Here is a 21,168-nt window from a genome sequence, read left to right on the forward strand (position 1 = left end):
GGGGAAGCAGGGAGCGCGCAGGCGCCAAATTCACGCATGTCGGCCATCGTCCAGTTCGAAAATGTCGGCTTGCGCTATGGTCTGGATAGCGAGACGCTATCCGACGTCAGCTTCTCCCTCGCCAGCGGCGGTTTCTATTTCCTGACCGGCGCCTCGGGCGCGGGCAAGACCTCGCTGCTGAAGCTGCTTTATCTCGCCCAACGCCCCAGCCGTGGCGTCATCCGCCTGTTCGGGGAGGATGTGGTGACGCTGCCCCGCAAGCGCCTGCCGGGTTTCCGCCGTCGCATCGGCGTGGTGTTCCAGGATTTCCGGCTTGTCCCGCACCTGTCGGTCTATGACAATATCGCCTTGCCGCTGCGCGTCGCGGGTATGGAGGAAGGCGAGATCGACGCCCCGGTCAGCGAAATGCTGAACTGGGTGGGCCTGGGCGATCGCGGTCAGGCCCGCCCCGCCACCCTGTCGGGCGGAGAGCAGCAACGTGTCGCCATTGCCCGCGCGGTGATCGGCCGCCCGGAAATATTGGTGGCGGACGAACCGACCGGCAACGTCGACGCCGACATGGCCCGCCGTCTGCTGACCCTGTTCGAGGCGCTCAATCGCCTCGGCACCACCATCGTCGTCGCCACCCACGACCTGCCGCTGATGACGCAGGTGGGCGGCGCCCAGATGATGAAGCTCGACAAGGGGCGCCTGTCCGATCCCACCGGATCGCTGCGCTATCCGCCCAAGCCGCAGGTGGCGGGCTGATGGCGGGACCGGATCGTCGCGCTGCGGCCGCCGCGCGCCACCGGCTGCTGCCGGAGGGCAGGGTGGCCGGTCCCATGCCGTGGATCATCGCGATCATGATGTTCCTGACCGTGCTGTCCGCCGCCGCCGGCCTTGGCCTGGGCGCGGCCGTGAAGGCGATGGGCGCCGACCTGGCCGGACGCGCCACGGTGCAGATCGTCGAGGCCGATGCGCAGCAGCGCGACCGGCTGAGCGCCAGTGTCGCCGCCGTTCTGCGCAAGGTCGCCTATGTCCGTGCCGTCAATCCCGTGGCGGCTGCCGCCCTGGCCGACCAGATCCGGCCCTGGCTGGGTCAGGATGCGGCCAGCGGCGACCTGCCGATCCCGGCGCTGATCGACATCGAACTCACCCCCGGCCAGACCGATGCAAAGGTCGATCGCCTCCGCCGTCAACTCGCTGCCGTCTCTCCGAAAATCCGGCTTGAGCCCCATGCCGCTTTCCTGGCGCCGCTGGCGGGTTTGCTCTCGGCGCTGGGCTGGCTGGCGGGCGGCATCGTGCTGCTGATGGCCCTGGCGACCGGCGCGGTCGTGGTGCTGGCCGCCCGCGCCGCGCATGACAGCCATCGCGGCACCATCGATGTGCTGCACCTGATGGGCGCGACCGACGTGCAGATCGCGCGCCTGTTCCAGCGCCGTATCGGCCTTGATGCGCTCTTCGGCGGTGCGCTGGGCTTTACCGTGGCGCTGCTGGTGATCGTGCTGCTGGGTGCGCGGCTGCTGGCGACCGGTTCGGAATTGTTGAGCGCCATCCACCTCCCCTGGACGAGCTGGGCGGTCCTGGCCGCGCTGCCCATCGGTTGCGTGCTGCTGGCGATGCTGGCCGCGCGCTGGACCGTGCTGCGCTCGTTGGGACGGCTGCTATGATCGTCCGCTTCATCGCCCTCACGCTGCTGGCATGGATGCTGGGCTTCGCCTGGTTCGCGATTTTCCTGCCGCAGCCGCTGGACGGGCGCCAGACCGACGCGATCGTCGTGCTGACCGGTGGGGCGGGGCGGATCGACCGGGGCCTCTCCCTGCTTCAAGACGGCGCGGCCAAGCGGATGCTGATCTCCGGCGTCGACCGCTCGGTCCGTCCGTCCGAACTGGCCGCGCAATATAAGGCGCCCGAACGGCTGTTCACCTGCTGCATCACCCTTGGCCGCGAAGCCATCGACACCCGCTCCAACGCCATAGAGACCGCCCATTGGCTGGAGCGGCGCGACTTCAAGACGGTACGCCTGATCACCACCGACTGGCATATGCGCCGATCCGCGCTGGAGTTGCGGCAGGCCTTGCCGGGCCGGGTCACGCTGGTCTACGACGCCGTGCCCAGCCGCCCCAGCCTGATGATCCTGGTGCGGGAATATAATAAATATCTGCTGCGCCGGGCGGCGGCACTTATTGGTATCTGACGGTTTCCTGCGATGCTCACGGCTCTGCGATCCCTGGCCTTCATGCTGGCTTTCTATATCGGCTCGGCGCTGTTCGTGTTGGCCGCTATGGCGGTCAATCTGGTTGCGCCGCGATCGATCCCCGCCGTCGCCACGGGATGGAGCCGCTTCCACCGTTTCTGCGTCCGCTGGCTGTTGGGACAGCAGATCAGGGTCGAGGGCGAACTGCCCAAGGGCCCCTATCTCTACATCCTCAAGCATGAATCGATGTTCGAGACGATCGACCTGCTCTGCCTGCTGGATCGTCCGGCGATCGCCGCCAAGCGCGAGCTGTTCGACATTCCGTTCTGGGGCGGCATTGCCCGCCGCTACGGCCTGATCCCGATCGAGCGCGAGGCGGGAGCCAAGGCCTTGCGCGCCCTGCGCAGCGCGGCCAAGGAAACCATCGCCCTGGGACGGGCCGTCTGCCTTTTTCCCGAGGGCACGCGCGTTCCCCATGGCGAAAGCCCGCCCCTGCGCGCCGGTTTCGCGGGCCTTTATGCGTTATTGGGCCTGCCGGTGGTGCCGATCGCGGTCGACAGCGGTCGCGTCTCGCCGCGCGGCAAATTCCTGAAGCGCTCCGGCACCATCACCTACAGGGTCGGGGAGATCGTGCCGCCCGGCCTTGATCGCAGCGAGGCGGAAGCCCGCGTCCATGCCGCGATCAACGCGCTCAACGGATCAGTGTGAGCGCCCGAAATCGGGCTTGGGATCATCCTGTCCCTGCTCGATGATCGACCGCCGGATCGCTCGCGTCCGGGTGAACAGGTTGAACAGCGCGTCCCCGTCATTCCAGCGGATCGCCCGCTGAAGCGCCGAAAGATCCTCCGAAAAGCGCTGGAGCATCTCCAGTACCGCATCCTTGTTCGCCAGGAACACGTCGCGCCACATGGTGGGATCGGACGCGGCGATGCGGGTGAAGTCCCGGAAACCGCCGGCGGAATATTTGATCACTTCCGACTGGGTCACATCCTCCAGGTCGCTCGCCGTGCCGACGATGGTATAGGCGATGAGGTGCGGCAGATGGCTCGTCACCGCCAGCACCAGATCGTGATGCGCCGGCTCCATCGTCTCGACATCGGCACCCACGCGCCGCCAAAGCTCGGCGACCCGTTCCACCGCCGCCGGATCGGCCTCGGCGGGCGGCGTCACGATGCACCAGCGTCCCCGGAACAGCGAGGCAAAGCCCGCCTCCGGCCCGCTATTCTCGGTTCCCGCCACCGGATGCGCCGGAACGACCGTCCGCCCCGGCAATGCCGCGCTCAACTGCGCCAGCACATCGGCCTTGCACGATCCCACGTCGCTGATGATCGCGTCGGTGGGCAGATCGTCGGCAATCTCCGCCGCCGCCGCACCCATGGCCCGCACCGGCACGCACAGCACGACCAGATCGGCGTCGGTCACGCTCGCGCCCGCCGTATCGGTGACATCATCGCACAGGTCGATGGCCCGTGCGATCTCGCGCACGCCCGCATCGGCATCATAGCCGGTCACGCGCACCGTCGGCATGGCCTCGCGGATCGCCCGCGCCAGCGACGAGCCGATCAGGCCCAGCCCGATGATCGTGACCCGCGAAAAAGGCAACATCAGGCCGCTTCCACCATGGCGCGCAGCTTGGTCGCGACCTTGCGCATCTGATCCTGTGTGCCGATGGTGATGCGCAGGCCGTTGGGCAGGCCTTGCCCCGGCAGCCAGCGGGTGGCGAAGCCCTCGTCCCACAGGCCTTTCATTGCGGCTTCCGCAGTCAGCTTGCCGTCGAACAGGATCAGCAGGAAGTTCGCCTTGCTCGGCACGACGCGGAGCCCATGGTTGGACAGCGAAGCCACTTCGCCCGCCAGCCATTCGCGCCACTGCCGGTTATGCACCCGGCTCGCCTCGACCCAGGCGGTGTCCTGGACCGCGGCAATCGCCGCAGCCTGTCCGGCCGTCGTCACATTGAACGGCGCGCGGATGCGGTGCAGCACGTCAATGACGTCAGCACTGGCATAGCCCCAGCCGATCCGCTCGGCGGCCAGCCCGTAAATCTTGGAGAAGGTCCGCGTCACGAACATATTCGAAGCGGTCCGCGCCAGCTCGAGCCCGCCATCATCCTCGTCGCCGTCCAGATATTCGGCATAGGCCTGATCCAGCACGAACAAGATATCGGGCCGCAGACCCGCATGAAGCCGCGCAATCTCTTCGCGCGAGGTCATGGTGCCGGTCGGATTATTGGGATTGGCGAGGAAGACGACCTTGGTCTTGTCCGTCACCGCCGCCAGCAGCGCATCCACATCGGTCGCATAATCGGCATCCGGCGCAACGACCGGCGTGGCGCCTACCCGCCGCGCGGCGATGTCGTAGACCGAAAATCCGTAACGGACATAGAGAACCTCATCCCCCGGCCCCGCATAGGCGCTGGCGGCGATATGCAGCAATTCGTCCGACCCGGTGCCATAGATCACCCGCGCGGGGTCCAGCCCATGTACCTCGGCAATCGCTTCGCGCAGCTTGGCCGCGCCGGGATCGGGATAGGTCGCGAGGTCCGCCGTCGCCGCCAACAGCGCGGCCCGCGTCGCCTCCCCGGTGCCCAGCGGATTTTCATTGGCCGACAGCTTCACCAGCGGGCGGCCATCATCGGCGGCCGACTTGCCCGGCACATAGGGCGAAATACCGAGAATCCAGTCTTTGGGGGCAGGCTTTGTCATGCGCCGCGCTTTAACGTCATCGACGCAAAACGCAAAGCAGGACCTGTCCTGCTACACCACCGGCGTCAGCAAAGGCTCCCCTGCCGCCCAGGCATCCAGATTGGCCAGCACCAGATCGGCCATCGCCTTGCGCGTCTCGACGGTCGCGCTGCCCTGATGGGGTTGCAGCACCACCTGATGCATGGCGATCAGCGCTTCGGGCACATGCGGCTCGTCCACGAACACGTCCAGCCCCGCACCTGCGATCCGCCTTTCCGCCAGCGCGGCCACCAACGCATCCTCATCGATTACGCTGCCCCGGCTGATGTTGACGATGAAGCCCTCCGGCCCGAGCGCGTCCAGCATGGCCGCATCGACGAGCCCGCGCGTTTCCGGCCCGCCAGATGTCGCGACGATGATCACGTCGCTCGCCCGCGCGAAATCCAGCGGATCGGCCACATAGCGATAGGCTGCATCCACGACCGCCCGCCGGCTATGGTAGAGGATCTCGCCCGCCACCGGCTCCAGCCGCCGGGCAATGGCGCGCCCGATCCGGCCCAGTCCCAATATGCCGATCCGCTTGCCCGTCACGCGCCGGCAAAGCGCGGGCCGCACGCCCTGCGCCCACTCTCCCGCCCGCACCATCCGGTCATTGGCGGCGATATTGCGCACCGTCGCATAGAGCAGGCCCACAGCCAGATCGGCCACATCATCGGTCAGCACGTCCGGCGTATTGGTGACGCGGATGCCCCTGGCCTGCGCGTGGTGGACATCGACCTTGTCATAGCCCACCGAAAACAGTCCGATCATCTCCAGCCGGGGCAGGGCGTCCATGATCGCGGCTGGCGCGCCCACCGTCCCAAAGGACACCAGGGCCCGTGCCTCCCGCACCGCATCCGGCAAGGCATCCAGATCGGCATCCGCCGCCACCGCGTGGATGGCAAAGCGCTGCGCCAGCGCCTCATTCAAATAGGGATAGAGCGTACCGAAGGTGACGATGGGGATGGAAGTGCTGTCGGGCATCCCCGCGATGTAGGGCAAAGGCCAGCCGATTGACAGACCCCGGCCCCGGCCCTAGCCCGGAGGGATAATGGCCAGCGCATCCTTTTCCGATGACAGTCGTTTCGGCCTGCGCCGCCAGGCGCGCCTCGTCGGCCCGCTCCGGCTCGACAGCGGCGTCTCCCTGGATCCGGTCGACATCGCCTATGAGACCTATGGGCAAATGCATGCGGACCGATCCAACGTCATCCTCATCTGCCATGCCCTGACCGGCGACCAATATGTCGCCTCGGATCACCCCGTCACCGGCAAGCCTGGCTGGTGGTGGCGCCTGGTGGGCGAAGGGAAGCCGGTCGATCCCACCCGCCATTTCATCGTCTGCGCAAACGTCATCGGCAGCTGCATGGGTTCCAGCGGCCCAGCCAGCCTCGACCCTGCGACCGGTGAACCCCACGCGATGCGCTTCCCGGTCATCACCATAGCCGACATGGTCCGCGCGCAGGCGATGCTGCTCGACCATCTCGGCGTCGACCGCCTCCATGCCGTCATCGGCGGCTCCATGGGCGGCATGCAGGCGCTCAGCTGGCCCACCCTCTACCCCGATCGTGTCGAAAGGTGCATCGTCATCGCTTCGACGGCCCGCCACAGCGCCCAGAACATCGCCTTCCACGAAGTCGGGCGGCAGGCGATCATGGCCGACCCCCATTGGCGGGGCGGCGATTATTATGCCGACGGCGCGATCCCCAGCGCAGGCCTTGCCGTTGCCCGCATGGCCGCGCACATCACCTATCTCTCCGAAGCGGGCCTGACCGAGAAATTCGGGCGGCGCCTGCAGGGCAGGGACGCGAAGACCTTCGGTTTCGACGCCGATTTCCAGGTGGAAAGCTATTTGCGGCATCAGGGCCTCAGCTTCGTTGAGCGGTTCGACGCCAACAGCTATCTCTACATTACCCGCGCCATGGACTATTATGACATAGCGGAGGATCATGGCGGCAGCCTCGCCAGGGCCTTCGCCGCGTCGAAGGCGCGCTTCTGCCTCGTCAGCTTCGATACCGACTGGCTCTATCCGACTGCGGAATCCCGCATGATCGTCCATGCCCTCAACGCCAGCGGCGCGCAGGCGAGCTTCGTCGAACTCTCAAGTCCCTTCGGCCATGATGCCTTCCTGCTGGAATGCCCGGAATTGAATCGCGTGGTCGACGGCTTCCTGAAGGGCGGCCGGGCATGAGCCTGCGCCCCGATCTGGCCCTCATCGCCCGCACCGTCACGCCCGGTGCCCGCATTCTTGACGTCGGCTGCGGCGACGGCGCCCTGATGGCTGCGCTGCGCGATTCGAAACAGGTCGATGCCCGCGGCCTGGAAATCGACCCGCATAATGTCGCCGCCGCCGTGGCCCGTGGGCTTTCCGTGGTCCAGGGCGATGCCGACACCGATCTCGTCTATTATCCCGAGGCCAGCTTCGACTATGCGATCCTCAGCCAGACGCTCCAGACCACCCGCCGCCCGGATCGCGTGGTCGAGGAATTGCTGCGTATCGGCAGGCAGGCATTCGTCTCCTTCCCCAATTTCGCCCATTGGCGCGGGCGCTTATCCCTTTTCTGGGGCGGAAGGATGCCGGTGACGCGCCTGTTGCCCGACACATGGTATGACACGCTCAACATCCACCATGTCACGGTCGACGATTTCCGCGCGCTGGTGGAGGATCGTGGCTGGACCATCGATGGCCAGTGGTTCCTGAAGGGCGACCGGGAAACCACCCACGCCAATGCCAATCTCTTCGCGGAGCACGCCGTCTTCCTGCTGCGGAAATAATCAGCGCAGCAGCAGCGGCTCGTCGCCTTCGACCCATGGCTTCAGACGGATCATGGCGCGGGCAAACAGTTCTGACCCCAGATACCCGTCCAGCCAGCGCTGGACCCGCGGCAGCGACTGAGCGGCGAACCATTCCGGTTCCGTCGCCGCGAACTGGCGAACAAAGGGAAAGATCGCGATATCGGTCAAGGATTGCCGGTCACCGGTCAGATAGACGCTGCGCTCCAGCCGCATCTCCAGCGTGGCCAGCCATGCCATCGCTTCATCCCGATGCTCCATCGGATCGGACCCGTGCCGGCTGGCATATTTGTAGCGGTCGAGATGGCTTTTGAACGGCCCGTCATTGGCGGCGATCAGCGTGCTGTCCTCGCCCGCCAGCATATGCTCGGGATCGTTCTGGCCCAGCGCCCAGTGCATGATGTCCAGGCTTTCCTCCAATACACGCCCGTCCGGCAACAGCAGGACCGGAACCGTGCCCTTGGGGGAGATCGCCAGCATCGACGCCGGCTTGTCGCGCAAAACGACCTCGCGCAATTCCACCACCTGCCCGCTCGCCAGCAGCGCCAAGCGTGCCCGCATCGCATAGGGGCAGCGCCGGAAGCTGTAGCAGACCGGGTTCAACGCTCCTTGGTCGCGCTGAACTTCACCTTGGGGTGCCGCTCCTGCTGATAGCCGATGTCCCACGCGCTCTTCGCCATGAAGACCAGATTGCCGTCGCGATCCTTGGCCATGTTGGCGCCGTTGAACGCCACCAGATCCTTGATCGCGGCGTCATCCCCGGACACCCAGCGCGCGGTATCGAAGGGCGACTGCTCCAGCCCGGCCGCAACCTTATATTCCGCCTCCAGCCGGGAAATCAGCACTTCCAACTGCAACTGCCCGACGACGCCGACGATCCAGTTCGACCCGATCTCCGGGTAGAAAACCTGGATCACGCCTTCCTCGGACAGATCGTCCAGCGCCTTGCGCAACTGCTTGGTCTTGGTCGGATCCTTCAGCGCCACGCGGCGCAGGATTTCCGGCGCGAAATTGGGCAGGCCGGTGAAACGAAGCCCCGGTTTCTCCGACAGCGTATCGCCCACGCGCAGCGCCCCATGATTGGGGATGCCGATGATGTCGCCGGGAAAAGCCTCATCCGCCAGTTCGCGGTCCTGCGCGAAGAACAGGATCGGCGAATGCACGGCCAGAGCCTTGCCCGATCCGCTCGGGGTCAGCTTCATGCCGCGCCGGAACTTGCCGGATACCAGCCGCATGAAGGCGATGCGGTCGCGGTGCATCGGGTCCATATTGGCCTGCACCTTGAAGATGAAGCCGGTGACTTCGCTCTGCTCCGGTTCGATCGGCGCCGGTTCGGCGGGCTGGGCGCGGGGCGGCGGCGCGTGGGCGGCCAGCGCGTCGATCAGTTCGGTGACGCCGAACAGCTTGAGCGCCGACCCGAAATAGACCGGGGTCAGGTCGCCGTGCCGATAGCGGCCAAGGTCGAACTCGGTATAGCCGCCCTGCGCCAGCTCCGCCTCTTCGCGCAGTTTCGCCAGCGCGCGGGGGGAGAGGTAATCGGCCAGCTTCGGGTCATCGATGCCGCTGAACTGGTGCCGCGTGCCGTCAAATTCCTTCGATGGCCCGGCTGGCTGCATCAGCTGGTTGGTGGCGAAATCGTAAATGCCCTCGAAATCTGCGCCCATGCCGACCGGCCAGCTCATCGGGCAGACGTCGAGCTGCAACTGATCGGCTACCTCGTCCAGCAGGCCGAAGGTTTCGCGCCCCTCGCGGTCCACCTTGTTGACGAAGGTGATGATGGGAACGTTGCGCAGGCGGCAGACCTCGAACAGCTTGCGGGTCTGCGGCTCGATGCCCTTGGCCGCGTCGATCACCATGACGGCGGAATCGACGGCGGTCAGCGTGCGATAGGTGTCCTCGCTGAAATCCTCGTGACCCGGCGTGTCGAGCAGGTTGAAGGTGATCGTCTCGCCATCGCGCGTCCGTTCGAAGGTCATGACCGAGGACGTCACGGAAATCCCGCGCTGCTGCTCGATCTTCATCCAGTCCGACCGCGCGCGCCGGTTCGCCCCGCGCGCCTTGACCTCGCCGGCCAGATGGATCGCGCCACCCTCCAGCAGCAGCTTTTCGGTCAGTGTGGTCTTGCCCGCGTCCGGGTGCGAGATGATGGCGAAGGTACGGCGGGAAGGAATGCTCATGGGCGGCCCATATAGCGATTCGCAGGAAATTCGCCAGCCGGGCCTCAGCCGGTGATGCCGACGTCCATCCGGAACCGCCGTTCCTCCCCGGGCGCCAACCGCATGATCCCCTGCTTTGCCCAGACATCGCCCTCGAATCCCACAGGGTCTGCCATCCCCGCCCAGGGTTCGACGCAGAGATAATGCGCGCCAGGCTTCTGCCACAGCCCCAGCCAGGGCGTGTCGGGAAAGTCTATCTTCAGGCCGGTCCGCCCCGGCACGCCCCAGAACAGGCTGCGACTTTCCAGCCGGTCCCAGATCAGCGCGTCGCCCTCGAACATCGCATGTGTCGGCGTCAGCCTGTCGCCTTCGACCGGCGAGGCCACCGGTTCCAGGGCAATCAGCCCCGGCTCGGCCCCGACCTTCCGGATCGGCGCGGCCTCGGCCTTTTCGAACAGCACCCTATGCTCCTCTGCTGTGCCGCCATAGGGCAGGGGCCAGGCGAAGGCGGGATGATAGCCGAAGGAAAAGGGCATGTCGTCCACGCCCCGATTGGCCACCGTCGCCGTCATCCGCAGCGTCCGCCCCTCGGCCGCAAAGTGCACGTCCAGCCGGAAATCGAAGGGATAGACGGCGCGCGTCTCCTCATCCGCCTCCAGCCGGAAGGTCGCGGCGTCGCCGCTCCGCTCCACCAGCGCAAAGCCCTTCCGCCGCGCAAAGCCATGCTGCGCCATCGGATAGTCGCCCCCCTCGAAGCGATAGACATCCCCCCGCGACCGGCCGACGAAGGGAAAGAGCAGCGGCGCATGCCCGGTCCACCAGCGCGGGTCGGCGTCCGTCATCAACTCGCGCCCATCGGCGTCCCTGATCGACCACAGCTCCGCGCCCATGGGATGGATGCTGGCGCTCAGGCCGTCCGAGCCGATGGTGATGAACGCGTCGGTCATGTGGCAAGCCTCTTTTATTGCCGCGCTGGGGGCAAGATCATAAATCCATCGCAGGTGGTCCTGGAAAAGGCCCGGAACGCCAGAAAAGGAGCAGGCCGAGCGCGAAGACCGCCTCGGCCAGAAGCGCCAGAATGTCCGCCTGGATCACCGTTGCATTGGCCAGTTCCGGCGCGATCAGCGCGACCGACCGCACTGTCATTTGAAGGAGGCCGCCCAGCGCCAGCCCGATGCCGACCACCTTGGGCAGCCGCCCTGACCGAAAGGCCAGCAACCCGATCAGCAGCAGATAAAGCCCGATGAAGATGCGCGCCACGCCCTGCATCGCCTGCCCCAGGGCGAGCGAAAGCTGCACCAGCGAATGCACTTCGGTCAGGCTGATGCCTGGATGCGGCGCGCCGTCGAGCAGGACCGGCGGCGTCATGGTCGCAAGGCCGCTCGCCGCCAGCGCTGCAATCCCTGTCAGTGCGGCCATCGCCGCCACCCGCGCCAGATGGCGGGCGACAGGCGCGAACAAGGCATAGAGCAGTGCAGTCGCGACTATCATCGCGCACAGCATCGCCACGTCGCTCGCTTCCCCGGCCCGGTAGAGCCAGGGATAATCGCCGATGTTGCGCGCCGTTTCGCGCCCATTGCCAGGCACCACGAGCGCCGCCCGCACCACCGAATCGCCGAAGATGCGGGCCGCCATCGCGCCGAGGATGAACAGCCCGGCGATCCGCGCCTTCCCTTCAACCCCGGCGAACAGCTTCATGCCTGCCCCCCATGCCTGCCCTTAGGCCCGCAACAGGCCGCCCAGCTTTTCGGCAGCCTTCACCACCGCCGCGCTGATCGCGTCCAGCTCCTCCTGGGAGAAGCTTTTTTCGCCCGGTTGCAGGGTGATCTCGACGGCCAGGCTCTTCTTGCTGTCCTCCACGCCCGGCCCGACGAACAGGTCGAACAGCCGCGCATCGACAATGGCCTTCTTGTCCGCGTTCCTGACCGCGCGGACCAGCGCATCGGCCTCGACGGCGTCGTCGATGACGAAGGCGAAGTCGCGCTTCACCGCCTGCAAGGCGGGGGGGGCGTAGGGCGCGCGCATGAAGCCGCTCTTGCGCTTGCCCGGAATGGCATCGAGGAAAATCTCGCCCGCGACCACCGCGCCGGCCAGCCCGAACTGCTTGGCCAGGCTGGGGTGCAGCACCCCGAATTCGGCCAGCACCACTTTCGGTCCCAGGCGCAGCGTGCCCGACTGGCCGGGATGATAGGCGCCGGACGCCTCGCCGAAGCTCTGGAGGTTCGCGACCGGCGCGCCCGCCGCGGCCAGCAGCGCAATCACCTCGGCCTTGGCGTCGAAGGCGGAAAAGGCCTGTGCCTTGCCCGTCTGCCAGCCGCGGGTCGTTTTCTCGCCTGCCAAAACGAAGCCGACCGTGGCCCGCTCCCAGCTCCCATCTTTCTGGCCGGCGAAATAGCGCCGCCCCAGTTCGAACAGCCGCACCGAGGCCGCACCGCGATCCATGTTCCGCCGCGTGGCCGACAGCAGGCCGGGCAGCAGCGAAGGCCGCATGACCTTCAGCTCTTCGGAGATCGGATTGGCCAAAACCCATGCCGCCGTCCGGTCGCCGCCGCCGATGCAGGCCGCTTCCTTCTCCGAAATGAAGGACCAGTTGATCGCCTCGGCCAGGCCACGCGCCGCCGCCGTGCGCCGCACCCGGCGCTCGACCAGCTGCTCGCTGGTGGCGGTGGGCTTGGCGACACCCGGCGCACGGGGCAGGGGGGTAGAAGGCACCTGGTCCAGCCCGACGATGCGCACCACTTCCTCGACGATATCGGGCCAGCCGTCGATGTCACGACGCCAGCTCGGCACGCTGACGGTCCAGTTGGCCGGCGTCGTCACCGGCACGCCGTCCTGATATTCGAAGGTGGAATCATGGCCGGTAACGCCGAAGCCCAGGCTTTCGAGGATGCGTTTCTGCTCGCTCTCGGCCACATCGACGCCCGCCAGCGCCAGGCATTGCGACGGCTCGTAGGTCACGACCTTGTTTGCCACCGGCGGCGTACCCGCCCGCGTCGCTTCGCTTGGGCTGCCGCCGCAAAGTTGCGTCACCAGATAGGTCGCGATCGACAGGCCGTCGTCGAGGAAAGCCGGGTCCACGCCCCGCTCGAACCGTGCGCGTGCGTCGCTGGTCAACGCCAGCTTCTGCCCCGTCACCGCGATCCGTTCCGGCGTGAAATAGGCGCATTCGATCAGCACATCGGTCGTGGCGTCCGTGGCGCCGGAATGCTCGCCGCCCATGATGCCGCCAATGTCGTGCACGGCCTCATCGTCGGCGATCACCGTCATCGTCTCGTCGACGCCATAGGTCTTGCCGTTGAGCGCCAGCACCTGCTCGCCCTCACGCCCCTTGCGCGCCACCAACCCGCCCTTGAGCGTCGCCATGTCATAGACATGCAGCGGCCGCCCCAGGTCGATCATGATATAGTTGGTGATGTCGACCAGAGTGCTGATCGGCTTCTGTCCGATGGCTTTCAATTGCTTCGCCATCCATGCGGGCGACGAACCGTTTTTCACGCCGCGCACCGTCCGTGCGAAGAAAGCCGGGCAGCCATTGGCATCTTCGACCCGCACGTCCGGCCCCGGGCCCACGCCCTCGATCGTCGGCACGACGATCGCGTTCAGCGTACCCAGCCCCGCCGCCGCCAGATCGCGCGCAATGCCGCGCACGCCCATGCAATCCTGCCGGTTCGGCGTGATCGACACGTCGATCACCGGATCGTCGAGGCCAGCCCATTGCGCATAGACCTGTCCCACCGGGGCATCCGGGTTCAGTTCGATGATCCCGTCATGATCCTCGCCCAGTTCCAGTTCCCGGAACGAGCACATCATGCCGTTGGATTCGACCCCGCGAATGGCTGTCTTCTTCAGCACCATGCCGTTGACCGGCACGACCGCGCCCTCGGTCCCGAACACGCCGACAAGGCCGGCGCGGGCATTGGGCGCACCGCACACGACCTGCAACGCGCCGTCGCCCGCATCCACGGTCAGCACCTGCAACTTGTCGGCCTGCGGATGGGGATCGGCGGTCAGCACCCTGGCGATGCGGAAGGCACCCAGCTTCTCCGCCGGATTCTCCACGCCCTCGACCTCAAGCCCGATGTTGGTCAGGCCCTTCAGGATCGTCGGCAGGTCGGCATCGGTCGCAAGATGCGTCTTGAGCCAGCTCAGCGTGAACTTCATGCGCCCACTCCTCCGCTCAGCGTGGGAACATCCAGGCCCATGAAGCCATAATGTTTCAGCCAGCGCAGATCGCCGTCGAAGAAAGCACGCAAGTCGTTCATCCCATATTTCAGCATCGCCAGCCGGTCGACGCCGGTGCCGAAGGCAAAGCCCTGCCATTCATCCGGGTCCAGCCCGCAAGCCTCGATCACGCGACGGTTGACCATGCCGCTGCCCAGCACTTCCAGCCAGCCGCCGCCGGGCGCATCGCCGTCGCCGCCGATCACCCGCTGGCCGTTGATCAACGTGTAGCCGACATCGACCTCCACCGAAGGCTCGGTAAAGGGGAAATAGCTCGGCCGCAGCCGCAGCACGATATCGTCCCGCTCGAAGAAGGCCTTGAGGAAGGTCTCCAGCGTCCATTTGAGATGCCCAAGGGTGATGCCCTTGTCGATCACCAGTCCCTCGATCTGATGGAACATCGGCGTGTGCGTCGCGTCGCTGTCCGACCGGTAGACCCGCCCCGGCGCGATGATGCGGATCGGCGGCTCCCCGTTCATCATCGTACGGATCTGCACCGGAGAGGTGTGGGTGCGCAGCAGCATCTTTTTCCCATCCTCGGCGTCGGGGAAATAGAAGGTGTCATGCATCGCCCGCGCGGGATGGGTTTCCGGAATGTTGAGCGCGGTGAAATTATGCCAGTCGTCCTCGATCTCCGGCCCCGTAGCGACGGAGAAGCCGAGATCCGCGAAAATCTCCGCCAGTTCGTCCATCACCTGGGACACCGGATGCACCGATCCCTGCGGGCCGATGTCGGCGGGCAGGGTCATGTCGATTGTCTCTGCGGCCAGCTTGGCATCGAGCGCCGCCTGCTCCAGCGCCGCCTTCTTCTCCGCCAGCGCGGCGGTCACGCTCTCGCGCAAATCCTGGATCGGCGGGCCTTTCTCCAGCCGCTCCTCCGGGCTCATGGGGCCGAGGGTCTTGAGCAGCCCCGTCACCACGCCATTCTTGCCCATGGCGCCCACACGAAGGGTTTCCAGCGCCTCCAGCGTATCGGCGGCGGCGATGTCGGCGATCAGGCCGGCTTTCAATGCGCTAATCTCGGTCATTCGTCTTCCAGATGGAGATGGCGGAAATATGCCCCGCGCCTTAGCCCGGCGCGGCGCGCAAGAAAAGGGAGTGCGACGCGCAAGAAAAGGGATAGGCGCGAACTCAGGCCCGCGCGCCCAGCAGCGCCCCGCCGAACCCGATGAACATCAGCCCCGTTCCCCGGTTGAACAGCCTCTGCCGGTTCGCGGGCGCCAGCCAGCGGGCGAGCTTCACCCCGCCCAGCGCATAGACGCACTGCCAGCCGAACTCGATGGCGACGAAGCTGACCACCAAGATCGCCAACTGCACCGAGAAGGGCCGGTCCGTATCGATGAACTGCGGAAACAGCGCGGCGGCGAAGATGATGAGCTTGGGATTGGAAAGCCCCGTCAACAGTCCGGTGCCGTAGAGCGCCCGCAACGACCGCGTCTGTGTCGCGCCGATTTCGCCTGCATCCCCCACCGGCGCTCGCCACGCCTTGATCCCCAGCCAGATCAGATAGGCGACGCCCGCATAGCGCAGCACATCGAACAGCCGGGGTGAAGCCTTGAGCAATGCGCCCAAGCCCAGCGCGGAGGTGATCAGGCACAGCAGGATCGCGCTCATCAGCCCGGCCATGGTGGCGACCGCCCGGCGCGGCCCATGATGGATGCTCTGCGTCATCACATGCAGCATATTCGGTCCCGGCGTGGCCGAGATCAGGAAAACCGCCGTGACGTACAACCACCAGACATGCAGCGACATGGGATCAAGCCTCCGAAAAAGGCAGAAACGAAAAAGGGCGCCGAAGGCATCTGCCCCGGCGCCCCTTTCAGACGATCTTGCGACCGATCCGGCTTAAGCCGCGGGCAGCGCAGCCTTCGCCTGGGCGATGATAGCGCTGAACGCCTCGCCTTCGTGCATCGCAATGTCGGCCAGAACCTTGCGGTCCAGCTCCACGCCGGCCAGCTTCAGGCCGTGCATGAACTGCGAATAGGTCAGGCCTTCGGCGCGGACGCCGGCGTTGATGCGCTGGATCCACAGGCCACGGAAGGTCCGCTTCTTGACCTTGCGGTCGCGATAAGCGTACTGGCCGGCCTTTTCGACAGCCTGGCGAGCGATGCGGATCGTGTTCTTGCGACGGCCATAATAGCCCTTCGCCTGATCCAGAATCCTCTTATGCTTCGCCTTGGTGGTCGTACCACGTTTTACGCGTGCCATGTGTCCCTACTCCTTACTTGAGGCCATAGGGCGCCCAGAGGCGCACGTGAGCCACGTCGGCGTCGGACATGACCGAGGTGCCGCGGTTCTGGCGGATATACTTGGCGTTGTGGCTGATCAGGCGGTGACGCTTGCCAGCGACGCCGTGCTTGACCTTGCCGGAAGCGGTGAACTTGAAGCGCTTCTTCACACCGCTCTTGGTCTTGAGCTTGGGCATTTTCGTCTCCTTTTTCAGCGCGACGATTACGGACAGCCACGGCAGCCCTAGTTAGCCGGGCGGTCCTTCCGAATATCGCGAAGGGGCGCGCATAGTCGGATGCTTCCCCAAAAGCAAGCGATTCGGACCTAAAATCGCCGATCGACGTTGAACCGCCATGGCCGACGCCGATCCCCTCCGGCCGGACTGCCCGGCGCAAGCGGTGCCCCACTCCGGCGGCGCACGCCACCATATCGGCCGCGCACGCGAACATTGGCGCAGACTCCCCCTTCCGATCCGCATCCTGCTCTGGATCGTCGGCATTCTCTTCGCGCTCTGGCTGATCCTGTTCGTCACCAAGGGCCGCTTCCTGAAGCATCCGTTCGAACGCTTCCTCACCCACCGCCTCGAACGCTCCGTCCAGGTCGGTGGCGATTTCCAGCTCTATTTCGATCCCATCGCCATCAAGTTCCGCGCCGAGCGGATAGCGGTCGCCAACACCCGGTGGGCCAGCCGCCCGCACGTCTTCCATGCCGACCTGATCGACACCCGCATCGCGCCCTTGAGCCTCCTTTTCGGTCCGAAATACAAGGTCCGCTCGCTGAACCTGCGCAACGCCGCCGCCGACCTCGAATGGTCCCGCGACGGCAAGGGCAACACATGGACCTTCGGCAAGCCCAAGAGGAAGGGCGAGCCGCTCAACCTGCCCCTGATCCGCCGCGCGCTGCTCGCAGGCACGACTCTGCGCTACCGCGACCCCCGGATGCAGCTCGCCACCGACATCGGCTTCGAAACGGTCAAGGCACAGGATACCCGCTTCGCCAGCGACGTACGCTTCTCCGGCACCGGCACGATGCGCGACCGGCCCTTCACGCTGCGCGGCGGCTTGCTCTCGCCCAATGAAACGATAACGGGCGGCAGGAACAACCTCGCCCTCCACGCCGAAGCCGGCGCGACGATCCTCGAAGTCAGCGGCACGCTCCCCGGCGCTACCGAGATCGAGGGGGCCGACCTGCGCCTCACGACGCACGGCCCCAATCTCGCCTTGCTGTTCGACTTCCTGGGCGTCGCCATCCCCGAAACCCGCGCCTACCGCCTTACCTCCGCCCTCACCAGGCAGGACGGCGAATGGCGCTTCACCCATCTCAAGGGCCGGTTCGGCGACAGCGATCTTGCCGGGCGGCTGACCGTCTCCCTCCCCGACAACCGCCTGCTGCTGAAGGCCGCGCTGACCACCCAGACCCTCGATATCCTCGATATAGGCCCCTTCATCGGTTATGATCCGCAAAGGCTGGAGGCGCAGGGCGCGAGTGGCGCGATCACCACCGTCAACGGCACGCCACGCGTCCTTCCCGATGCGCCGCTCCGGGTCGATGCCCTTCGCAATTTCGACGCCCGGCTCCAATATGATGTCCGCCGCGTCCGCGCGGAGCATGTGCCGATTTCCAATATCGGCCTCACCCTGGCGCTCGACCACAGCTTGCTCATCCTGTCGCCGCTGACCTTCGACATGTCGGGCGGTCATCTCAGCTCCGACATTGCCATCGATGCGCGCGGAAAGCCGGTGCGCACCCAATATGACGTCCGCCTGTCGCCGACGCCCATGGGCAAGCTGCTCGCCCGCTGGGGGGTGGAGGAATCGGGCACCACCGGCACGATCAAGGCGCGCGTGCAGATGACGGGCCTGGGCGACACGCTTCATGATTCGCTCGCCACATCGAACGGCCGTATCGCCGTCATCCTGCCCGCCGGTTCGATGTGGGCGCGCAACGTGCAACTGTCCGAACTCGATATCGGCACCTTCATCACCAAGATGTTCGAGAAGAAGCTGAAGGACCCTGTCCAAATCAATTGCGGCCTGATCGCCTTCACCGTCCGCAACGGCGTGGCGGCGGCAGACCCGATCATCATCGACACCAGGAAGAATGTCATGCTGGGCCGGGGCGGCTTTTCCTTCCGCAACGAAAGCCTCGACCTCGCCTTCCGCGCCGATGGCAAGAAATTCAGCCTCTTTTCCGGCCAGTCGCCGATCGGCATCAAGGGCACCTTCGCCAGGCCCGGCGTCGATGTGATCAGTCCCGAACTGATCGCGCGGGGCGGCGCGGCCGCGGCGCTGGGCGTTGCCGCCAGTCCGCTGGCCGCCGTCCTTGCCTTTGTCGATGTGGGGGACGCGAAGAGCGCCGCCTGCGGTCCCGTCCTTGCCGGCGCCACCGCTGCCGCCCAACGCACCAAGGGAGGCAAACCCCGCGACGATGTGGGCAAAGGCACCACGGCCAAGGACGAAAGCGGCAAGGGCAGTCGGAAAGAGGAAAAAAGTCAGGAGAAGAAGTTCCTGGGCATCTTCTGATCGGACTGCAAAACGCCTATTATCGCCGCCTGTTCAGGAGAGGGTCAGGATATGAACGAAGCACAAAGTCCGAAGGGAGGTGTCGTGCCGCACCTCACCATCGCCAATGACAAGGCGGCCGAAGCCATCGCCTTCTATTCCCGTGCGTTCGGCGCCACCGAACTGATGCGTCATGTGGCGGAGGGCCGCCAGCGGATCATGCACGCCCATCTGCGCATCAACGGCGGTTCCCTCATGCTGAACGACCATTTCCCCGAAATGAGCGGGGGTGCCCCGGCGCAGGCGCCCAGGGGTGTGACCCTGCACCTTGCGGTCGACAACGCCGACGCGTGGTGGAAGCGCGCCACCGATGCGGGCGCCAGCATCCGCGTCCCGATCGAGAACCAGTTCTGGGGCGAACGCTATGGCCAGCTCACCGATCCCTTCGGCCATATCTGGTCGATTGGCGGCCCGATCGAGGAATAGCCGATGATCGCCGGTGCCACCCGATGGGACATATTGACCGGCGACATCACCCGCTGCGCCACCGACGCGATCGTCAACGCCGCGAATAGCAGTCTGCTGGGCGGCGGTGGCGTGGACGGCGCCATCCATCGCGCCGCGGGTCCACAATTGCTGGCGGAATGCCGTACCCTGGGCGGGTGCCCGACGGGCGAGGCGCGCATCACCGCCGGCTATCGCCTGCCGGCACGCCATGTGATCCACACGGTCGGCCCGGTCTGGCGGGGTGGCGACCATGGCGAACCTGAACTGCTCGCCAGCTGCTACCGGATGTCGCTTGCGCTGGCGCGGGACCATCAGTTGCGCAGCATCGCCTTCCCGGCGATTTCGACCGGCGTCTACGCCTTCCCGAAAGAACAGGCCGCTCGCATCGCCGCCGCCACGGTTCAGGCTGAATTGCAGGTGGGCCGGGACAGTTTCGACAGCATCCTCTTCGTCTGTTTCGACGAATCCACCGCCGCTCTTTACGAGGAGGCGGTCGGAAAGCTGCTCGACTGAATAATAAGCGGCCTAATGATCATGGTCATGCGCCGCGTGCAGCGCTTCCAGCACATCCTCCAGCCGCGCCGGATCGCCCAATGCCAGCACATGGCCTTCACTCTGCGCCGTCAGCGGCTCGCCATTCCAGTCGCACATCACTCCGCCCGCGCCCTCTACCACGGGTACCAGGGCGGCGAAGTCATAGCTTTTCAGCCCCGACTCGATCACGATGTCGAGAAAGCCCGAAGCCAGCAGCCCGTAATTATAACAGTCCCCACCATAGACCGGACCCTGTCGTGGCGCGCCGCCCGACACGGCCGCGACCAGCGCCATATAATGGGGCACATCGCCGTCCGCGAACAGATGCGGGCTGGTGGTGGCGATGCCGGCTCCTTCCAGTTCCCGGCAGAGCCGGGTGCGGACCGGCTGGCCGTTGAAGGTCGTTGGCTGCCCTGCCATGCCCGCCCAGCGCTCCTGCGCGATGGGCTGGTCGATGATGCCGATGGTCGGCCATCCGGCCTGCGTCAGCGCAATCAGCGTGCCGAAGATCGGACGTCCGGCGATGAAGCTGCGCGTGCCGTCGATCGGATCGAGGATCCATACCCGCTCCGCATCGGTGCGGACCGAGCCATATTCCTCTCCGATGATGCCGTCCTGCGGCCGTTCCTTTTCCAGAATGGCGCGGATCGCGGCCTCCGCGGCCCGATCGGCCTCGGTCACGGGCGATTTGTCGGATTTCAACTCCATGTCGTAACGGGCGCGGAAAAAGGGACGGATCGCCGCGCCTGCAGCATCGGCAAGGCGGTTGGCAAGGGCCAGGTCATCGCGGGTGGTCATGGTCCTCCGCCTAGCGATAAAGCCTCCGTCGCGCTAGGCTCGCCGGCCCCACACCTTGAAAAATGAAGGAGCGAAAGATGCCCGGTTCACCCGTCATCCCATGCCTGCGCTATGCCGACGCGCCCGCTGCGATCGCTTTCCTGCGTGATGCCTTCGGTTTCGATGTCCGTGCCTCGTACGAGGATGCGGACGATCCCCATATCGTCCACCATGCCGAACTGGCATTGGGGAACGGCATGGTCATGCTGGGCAGCGTCCGCGACGGGGAGGGGGAATCACTCTATAGCTGGGGCACGCCCCGCGATCTGGGCGGGGTCACGGCCTGCATCTATGTCGTGGTGCCTGATGTCGATGCCCATTGCCTCCATGCCCGCAACGAAGGGGCGGTGGTGGTGGCCGAACCGCATGACAATATCGGCTATCCCGGCCGCGGCTACGAAGCGCTCGACCCCGAAGGCAATGTCTGGAGCTTCGGCACCTACGATCCCTGGAAGGTTTAAGGTCAGGCAACCCGTGCCGTTTATTCCCATCGAGAA

At 65.9% G+C, this 21,168-nt stretch carries 23 protein-coding genes; 10 read left to right on the top strand and 13 right to left on the bottom strand.

What is annotated here, in order from left to right; genetic code table 11:
* The first annotated feature begins 36 nt into the window (after nucleotides 1-36).
* From ftsE to YP76_RS03425, 4 genes are read left to right on the top strand one after another with little or no spacing between them, the layout of a single operon-like run.
* Nucleotides 37-747 (top strand): cell division ATP-binding protein FtsE, encoded by a 711-nt coding sequence (ftsE, locus tag YP76_RS03410; protein WP_046762169.1) that lies wholly within the window; start codon nucleotides 37-39, stop codon nucleotides 745-747.
* Nucleotides 747-1,649, top strand: coding sequence for a cell division protein FtsX (locus tag YP76_RS03415; RefSeq protein ID WP_046762170.1), 903 nt, complete (start codon nucleotides 747-749; stop codon nucleotides 1,647-1,649). Before ftsE ends, YP76_RS03415 begins: the two co-directional genes overlap by 1 nt.
* Entirely contained in the window at nucleotides 1,646-2,176 is a 531-nt protein-coding gene (locus tag YP76_RS03420) for a YdcF family protein (protein WP_046762171.1), read from the top strand. The genes YP76_RS03415 and YP76_RS03420 overlap by 4 nt, the downstream gene beginning before the upstream one ends.
* A 12-nt stretch (nucleotides 2,177-2,188) precedes the next feature.
* Nucleotides 2,189-2,884, top strand: coding sequence for a lysophospholipid acyltransferase family protein (locus YP76_RS03425; protein WP_046762172.1), 696 nt, complete (start codon nucleotides 2,189-2,191; stop codon nucleotides 2,882-2,884).
* Here YP76_RS03425 and YP76_RS03430 read toward each other — a convergent pair.
* From YP76_RS03430 to YP76_RS03440, 3 genes are read right to left on the bottom strand one after another with little or no spacing between them, the layout of a single operon-like run.
* A complete protein-coding gene (locus tag YP76_RS03430) occupies nucleotides 2,876-3,781 on the bottom strand; it encodes a prephenate/arogenate dehydrogenase family protein (RefSeq protein ID WP_046762173.1) in 906 nt (301 codons plus the stop codon). The genes YP76_RS03425 and YP76_RS03430 overlap by 9 nt on opposite strands.
* Complete coding sequence (gene hisC, locus YP76_RS03435; RefSeq protein ID WP_046762174.1) at nucleotides 3,781-4,878, bottom strand: histidinol-phosphate transaminase; 1,098 nt, start codon at nucleotides 4,876-4,878, stop codon at nucleotides 3,781-3,783. The genes YP76_RS03430 and hisC overlap by 1 nt, the downstream gene beginning before the upstream one ends.
* Before the next feature lie 51 nt (nucleotides 4,879-4,929).
* Nucleotides 4,930-5,880, bottom strand: coding sequence for a 2-hydroxyacid dehydrogenase (locus tag YP76_RS03440; RefSeq protein ID WP_157035639.1), 951 nt, complete (start codon nucleotides 5,878-5,880; stop codon nucleotides 4,930-4,932).
* A 67-nt stretch (nucleotides 5,881-5,947) separates the two neighbouring features.
* Between YP76_RS03440 and metX the strand changes: the two genes are divergently transcribed.
* Complete coding sequence (gene metX / locus YP76_RS03445) at nucleotides 5,948-7,084, top strand: homoserine O-acetyltransferase MetX (protein ID WP_046762175.1); 1,137 nt, start codon at nucleotides 5,948-5,950, stop codon at nucleotides 7,082-7,084.
* Nucleotides 7,081-7,668 carry a methionine biosynthesis protein MetW gene (metW, locus tag YP76_RS03450; protein WP_046762176.1) on the top strand — a complete coding sequence of 196 codons (588 nt, stop codon included), beginning with the start codon at nucleotides 7,081-7,083 and terminating at the stop codon, nucleotides 7,666-7,668. The genes metX and metW overlap by 4 nt, the downstream gene beginning before the upstream one ends.
* Here metW and YP76_RS03455 read toward each other — a convergent pair whose 3' ends face one another.
* From YP76_RS03455 to rpmI, 9 genes are all read right to left on the bottom strand, one after another.
* On the bottom strand, nucleotides 7,669-8,289 hold the full coding sequence (locus YP76_RS03455) for a glutathione S-transferase (RefSeq protein ID WP_269748608.1): 621 nt from the start codon (nucleotides 8,287-8,289) through the stop codon (nucleotides 7,669-7,671).
* Nucleotides 8,286-9,863, bottom strand: a complete 1,578-nt coding sequence (locus tag YP76_RS03460) for a peptide chain release factor 3 (RefSeq protein ID WP_046762177.1) — start codon at nucleotides 9,861-9,863, stop codon at nucleotides 8,286-8,288. The genes YP76_RS03455 and YP76_RS03460 overlap by 4 nt, the downstream gene beginning before the upstream one ends.
* A 44-nt stretch (nucleotides 9,864-9,907) precedes the next feature.
* Nucleotides 9,908-10,789, bottom strand: coding sequence for an aldose 1-epimerase family protein (locus YP76_RS03465; protein ID WP_046762178.1), 882 nt, complete (start codon nucleotides 10,787-10,789; stop codon nucleotides 9,908-9,910).
* Nucleotides 10,790-10,826: 37 nt separating this feature from the next.
* Nucleotides 10,827-11,540, bottom strand: coding sequence for a DUF4386 domain-containing protein (locus YP76_RS03470; RefSeq protein WP_046762179.1), 714 nt, complete (start codon nucleotides 11,538-11,540; stop codon nucleotides 10,827-10,829).
* 21 nt (nucleotides 11,541-11,561) lie between these two features.
* Complete coding sequence (gene pheT, locus YP76_RS03475; protein WP_046762180.1) at nucleotides 11,562-14,003, bottom strand: phenylalanine--tRNA ligase subunit beta; 2,442 nt, start codon at nucleotides 14,001-14,003, stop codon at nucleotides 11,562-11,564.
* On the bottom strand, nucleotides 14,000-15,091 hold the full coding sequence (gene pheS, locus YP76_RS03480; protein ID WP_046762181.1) for a phenylalanine--tRNA ligase subunit alpha: 1,092 nt from the start codon (nucleotides 15,089-15,091) through the stop codon (nucleotides 14,000-14,002). Before pheS ends, pheT begins: the two co-directional genes overlap by 4 nt.
* Nucleotides 15,092-15,194: 103 nt before the next feature.
* Complete coding sequence (locus YP76_RS03485) at nucleotides 15,195-15,815, bottom strand: LysE family translocator (protein WP_046762182.1); 621 nt, start codon at nucleotides 15,813-15,815, stop codon at nucleotides 15,195-15,197.
* Nucleotides 15,816-15,908: 93 nt separating this feature from the next.
* A complete protein-coding gene (gene rplT, locus YP76_RS03490; RefSeq protein ID WP_007689504.1) occupies nucleotides 15,909-16,271 on the bottom strand; it encodes a 50S ribosomal protein L20 in 363 nt (120 codons plus the stop codon).
* Between the two features lie 13 nt (nucleotides 16,272-16,284).
* Nucleotides 16,285-16,488 carry a 50S ribosomal protein L35 gene (rpmI, locus tag YP76_RS03495; RefSeq protein WP_007689506.1) on the bottom strand — a complete coding sequence of 68 codons (204 nt, stop codon included), beginning with the start codon at nucleotides 16,486-16,488 and terminating at the stop codon, nucleotides 16,285-16,287.
* 157 nt (nucleotides 16,489-16,645) lie between these two features.
* On the opposite strand from rpmI, the gene YP76_RS03500 reads away from it, so the two are divergent.
* The 3 genes from YP76_RS03500 to YP76_RS03510 are packed head-to-tail and all read left to right on the top strand — an operon-like array spanning nucleotide 16,646 to nucleotide 19,813.
* A complete protein-coding gene (locus YP76_RS03500) occupies nucleotides 16,646-18,814 on the top strand; it encodes an AsmA family protein (protein WP_046762183.1) in 2,169 nt (722 codons plus the stop codon).
* A gap of 51 nt (nucleotides 18,815-18,865) precedes the next feature.
* Entirely contained in the window at nucleotides 18,866-19,279 is a 414-nt protein-coding gene (locus YP76_RS03505) for a VOC family protein (protein WP_046762184.1), read from the top strand.
* A 3-nt stretch (nucleotides 19,280-19,282) separates the two neighbouring features.
* Complete coding sequence (locus tag YP76_RS03510; RefSeq protein WP_046762185.1) at nucleotides 19,283-19,813, top strand: O-acetyl-ADP-ribose deacetylase; 531 nt, start codon at nucleotides 19,283-19,285, stop codon at nucleotides 19,811-19,813.
* Nucleotides 19,814-19,825: 12 nt separating this feature from the next.
* On the opposite strand, the gene hisN is transcribed toward YP76_RS03510, so the two are convergent.
* Complete coding sequence (gene hisN / locus YP76_RS03515; RefSeq protein ID WP_046762186.1) at nucleotides 19,826-20,632, bottom strand: histidinol-phosphatase; 807 nt, start codon at nucleotides 20,630-20,632, stop codon at nucleotides 19,826-19,828.
* A 77-nt stretch (nucleotides 20,633-20,709) separates the two neighbouring features.
* Between hisN and YP76_RS03520 the strand changes: the two genes are divergently transcribed.
* A complete protein-coding gene (locus tag YP76_RS03520; RefSeq protein WP_046762602.1) occupies nucleotides 20,710-21,132 on the top strand; it encodes a VOC family protein in 423 nt (140 codons plus the stop codon).
* Nucleotides 21,133-21,168: the final 36 nt, after the last annotated feature.

Origin of the sequence: Sphingobium chungbukense, from assembly GCF_001005725.1 — a bacterium.
Classification (GTDB): domain Bacteria; phylum Pseudomonadota; class Alphaproteobacteria; order Sphingomonadales; family Sphingomonadaceae; genus Sphingobium; species Sphingobium chungbukense.